Here is a 4,773-nt window from a genome sequence, read left to right as displayed (position 1 = left end):
AAGCAAGCTTATGCTATTGCACTCCTCATACGGTTACCAAGCGTATTGAGCTTACCTTTGAAAGCCTCCGTTACCTTTTTGGAGGCGACCACCCCAGTCAAACTACCCATCAAACAATGTCTCCCGCTTGGCGGGATTAGACACCGAATACAGAAAGGGTGGTATTTCAACGTTGGCTCCACGACGCCTAGCGACGCCGCTTCAAAGCCTCCCACCTATCCTACACATCCTGTATCCAATGTCAATGTTAAATTGTAGTGAAGGTGCATGGGGTCTTTCCGTCCCGTTGCGGGTACCCGGCGTCTTCACCGGGACCACAATTTCACCGAGCTCATGGCTGAGACAGCGCCCAGATCGTTACACCATTCGTGCAGGTCGGAACTTACCCGACAAGGAATTTCGCTACCTTAGGACCGTTATAGTTACGGCCGCCGTTTACCGGGGCTTCGATTCAATGCTTCTCCTTGCGGATGACATCCCCTCTTAACCTTCCGGCACCGGGCAGGTGTCAGGCCTTATACTTCATCTTTCGATTTTGCAAAGCCATGTGTTTTTGTTAAACAGTCGCCTGGGCCTTTTCACTGCGGCTTACATTGCTGCAAGCGCCCCTTCTCCCGAAGTTACAGGGCCATTTTGCCGAGTTCCTTAGCCATGATTCACTCGAGCACCTTAGAATTCTCTTCCCGGATACCTGTGTCGGTTTGCGGTACGGGTTTTTATAACCTGAAGCTTAGCGGTTTTTCTTGGAAGTCTGTTTACCTGCTCTATCCACTCAGCCGAAGCCTCGCGGTACTATTAGTTTTCAGCTAGATTGGCGGATTTGCCTACCATTCTAATACCTACAACCTTTAACGAACTATTCCGTCAGTTCGCGGCAGTGTCACTACTCCGTCCCCACATCGCAGTTATAAAAAGTACTGGAATATTAACCAGTTGTCCATCGAATGTCCCTTTCGGGTTCTCCTTAGGACCCGACTAACCCTGATCCGATTAGCGTTGATCAGGAAACCTTATCCTTTCGGTGGGCGGGTTTCTCTCCCGCCTTATCGTTACTTATGCCTACATTTGCTTTTCTATACGCTCCAGCACCCATTACCAGATACCTTCGCTGCATATAGAATGCTCCCCTACCGATATATTTCAATCCCATAGCTTCGGTGATACACTTAATGCCCGTTTATTATCCATGCCCGATCGCTCGACTAGTGAGCTGTTACGCACTCTTTAAATGAATGGCTGCTTCCAAGCCAACATCCTAGCTGTCTGTGCAATCGGACCTCGTTAGTTCAACTTAGCGTACACTTAGGGACCTTAGCTGATGGTCTGGGTTCTTTCCCTCTCGGCCCGTGACCTTAGCACCCCGGGCCTCACTGCAGACCATATTTCATAGCATTCGGAGTTTGTCTGGATTTGGTAGGATTTGACTCCCCCGCACCCAATCAGTAGCTCTACCTCTATGAAACTTAATATCCACGCTGTTCCTAAAAACATTTCGGGGAGTACGAGCTATTTCCCAGTTTGATTAGCCTTTCACCCCTACCCACAGATCATCCGGAAACTTTTCAACGTTTATCGGTTCGGTCCTCCAGTACGTGTTACCGCACCTTCAACCTGTCCATGGGTAGATCACAAGGTTTCGCGTCTACCTCCTCTGACTATACGCCCTATTCAGACTCGCTTTCGCTTCGGATCCGTGTCTTAAACACTTAACCTTGCCAGAGAAGAGTAACTCGTAGGCTCATTATGCAAAAGGCACGCCGTCACGCCACCTGGACGCTCCGACCGCTTGTAAGTACACGGTTTCAGGTTCTATTTCACTCCCCTGTTCGGGGTTCTTTTCACCTTTCCCTCACGGTACTGGTTCACTATCGGTCTCTCAGGAGTATTTAGCCTTACCGGATGGTGCCGGCAGATTCCCACAAGGCGTCTCCGACCTCGCGGTACTCAGGATACTACTAGGCTAACATTCTATACGTGTACCGGGCTATCACCGTGTATCGCTGGGCTTCCCATCCCATTCCACTTCTGTTTGTTAATACCACATCGTAGTCCTACAACCCCCACTTTGCCGTAACAAAGTAGGTTTGGGCTCTTTCCCGTTCGCTCGCCACTACTTAGGAAATCATTATTATTTTCTCTTCCTCTGCTTACTTAGATGTTTCAGTTCGGCAGGTTTGCTCATTATATGTGACTGGTCTTCAACCAGCCGGGTTGCCCCATTCGGAAATCTTCGGATTAATTTCTATTTGCAAATACCCGAAGCTTATCGCAGCTTATCACGTCCTTCATCGCCTCTGAGAGCCAAGGCATCCCCCGTGTACTCTTTATTACTTTCTTCTACGTATACGCCTTTTGCGCCGTATAGTATGCTTTTTTGCTCTTGTTATGATGTCTCATACCTCACTTTGTATTGCTACGCCGCTCGGTGAGCACAAACACAACAGTCGCCTATTGTTGTTTGCTCTTCTTTTTTAACTTCTTCCAATATGTCAAAGAACTTTATTAAGGTATAAGGCTGAGGGTATAAAGGTGTAGGGTTTAATGTGCCCCAACCTAAGCCTATAGCTTATTCCTTATTAGTAAAAATCATGGAGTCGAACCATTCAGTATCTTTAAATACTTTGCCCCTTCGGCAATTTCTTCTTTTTCTTAATCTTTATGTCAATGTAGTTTACCAATCCTGGTAAGGTTTTCTTAGTTTTTTAAAAGCTTTCTGCTTTGTTGTGCGGTTTGTATAGGCTATAGGTTTACCCTTTGCCTTCTACCTTTTAACCCTCAACCTTAAATAGTGGAGAATAACGGAGTCGAACCGTTGACCTCCTGCGTGCAAGGCAGGCGCTCTAGCCAGCTGAGCTAATCCCCCAGGATTATTAAAGTAGTCCCGTCCAGATTTGAACTGGAGACCCCTACATTATCAGTGTAGTGCTCTAACCAGGCTGAGCTACGGGACTGTATCTGTTAGGTTGCTTATAGTTGCGGGTTAGTATATTACCGCTACCGCTTCCTTTGCTTACCTAGCGGTCAGTGCCGATGGCCTTTTTGGTTATTAGGACAACCGTCATTTCTTCTGGGTGTTTCTTTTGTGTTTTCTTTTTTAAGAGTATCATGTTGCGCAGCGAGTAGTCAACTCTGCTCCAGAAAGGAGGTATTCCAGCCGCACCTTCCGGTACGGCTACCTTGTTACGACTTAGCCCCAGTTATCGGTTTTACCCTAGGACGCTCCTTACGGTTACATACTTTAGGTACCCCCAACTTCCATGGCTTGACGGGCGGTGTGTACAAGGCCCGGGAACGTATTCACCGCGTCATTGCTGATACGCGATTACTAGCGAATCCAACTTCATGGGGTCGAGTTGCAGACCCCAATCCGAACTGTGAATGGCTTTGTGAGATTCGCATCATATTGCTATGTAGCTGCCCTCTGTACCATCCATTGTAGCACGTGTGTAGCCCCGGACGTAAGGGCCATGATGACTTGACGTCGTCCCCTCCTTCCTCTCTGTTTGCACAGGCAGTCTGTTTAGAGTCCCCATCATTACATGCTGGCAACTAAACATAGGGGTTGCGCTCGTTGCGGGACTTAACCCAACACCTCACGGCACGAGCTGACGACAGCCATGCAGCACCTAGTTTCGTGTCCTTGCGGACGAATTCATCTCTGAAATCTTCACTAACTTTCAAGCCCGGGTAAGGTTCCTCGCGTATCATCGAATTAAACCACATGCTCCTCCGCTTGTGCGGGCCCCCGTCAATTCCTTTGAGTTTCACTCTTGCGAGCGTACTCCCCAGGTGGAATACTTAACGCTTTCGCTTAGCCGCTAACTGTATATCGCTAACAGCGAGTATTCATCGTTTAGGGCGTGGACTACCAGGGTATCTAATCCTGTTTGATCCCCACGCTTTCGTGCCTCAGCGTCAATAAAACCATAGTAAGCTGCCTTCGCAATCGGTGTTCTGAGACATATCTATGCATTTCACCGCTACTTGTCTCATTCCGCCTACCTCTAGTTCATTCAAGCCCGTCAGTATCAAAGGCACTGCGATAGTTGAGCTACCGTCTTTCACCTCTGACTTAACAGGCCGCCTACGCACCCTTTAAACCCAATAAATCCGGATAACGCTTGGATCCTCCGTATTACCGCGGCTGCTGGCACGGAGTTAGCCGATCCTTATTCTTCCGGTACATTCAGCTCTCTACACGTAGAAAGGTTTATTCCCGGATAAAAGCAGTTTACGACCCATAGGGCTGTCTTCCTGCACGCGGCATGGCTGGTTCAGAGTTGCCTCCATTGACCAATATTCCTTACTGCTGCCTCCCGTAGGAGTCTGGTCCGTGTCTCAGTACCAGTGTGGGGGGTCATCCTCTCAGATCCCCTAGTCATCGTCGCCTTGGTGGGCCGTTACCCCGCCAACTAGCTAATGACACGCATGCCCATCTTAATCCTATAAATATTTGAACATTGAGTAATGCTACTCTGTGTTTTTATGCGGTGTTAATCCGAATTTCTTCGGGCTATCCCCCTGATTAAGGTAGGTTGCATACGCGTTACGCACCCGTGCGCCACTTTCTTAAGGAGCAAGCCCCTTAATATCGTTCGACTTGCATGTATTAGGCCTGCCGCTAGCGTTCATCCTGAGCCAGGATCAAACTCTCCATTGTAAAATGTTTTGTAAGATTCTGACCAGTTTTAACTATTGTTAAAAATAGTCTTCTTTTTTAATTATGTCTGTCAGACATTTGACTTTAAAATCAAGCTCCGGTACTCTGTACTT

At 47.9% G+C, this 4,773-nt stretch carries 2 tRNA genes and 2 rRNA genes; all 4 read right to left on the bottom strand.

Going from position 1 to position 4,773, the window contains the following annotated elements:
• A 23S ribosomal RNA gene (locus ACFOWA_RS20615) occupies positions 1 to 2,337 on the bottom strand; the annotation flags it as partial.
• A gap of 452 nt (positions 2,338 to 2,789) precedes the next feature.
• Positions 2,790 to 2,863: transfer RNA gene (locus ACFOWA_RS20610), tRNA-Ala, on the bottom strand.
• A 13-nt stretch (positions 2,864 to 2,876) separates the two neighbouring features.
• A tRNA-Ile gene (locus ACFOWA_RS20605) sits at positions 2,877 to 2,951 on the bottom strand.
• Positions 2,952 to 3,138: 187 nt separating this feature from the next.
• A 16S ribosomal RNA gene (locus ACFOWA_RS20600) occupies positions 3,139 to 4,660 on the bottom strand.
• Between the last annotated feature and the right edge of the window lie 113 nt (positions 4,661 to 4,773).

It is taken from the genome of Pedobacter lithocola, assembly GCF_042650845.1.
Taxonomy (GTDB): Bacteria; Bacteroidota; Bacteroidia; order Sphingobacteriales; family Sphingobacteriaceae; genus Pedobacter; species Pedobacter lithocola.
This window is presented reverse-complemented; position numbering and strand designations above follow the sequence as displayed.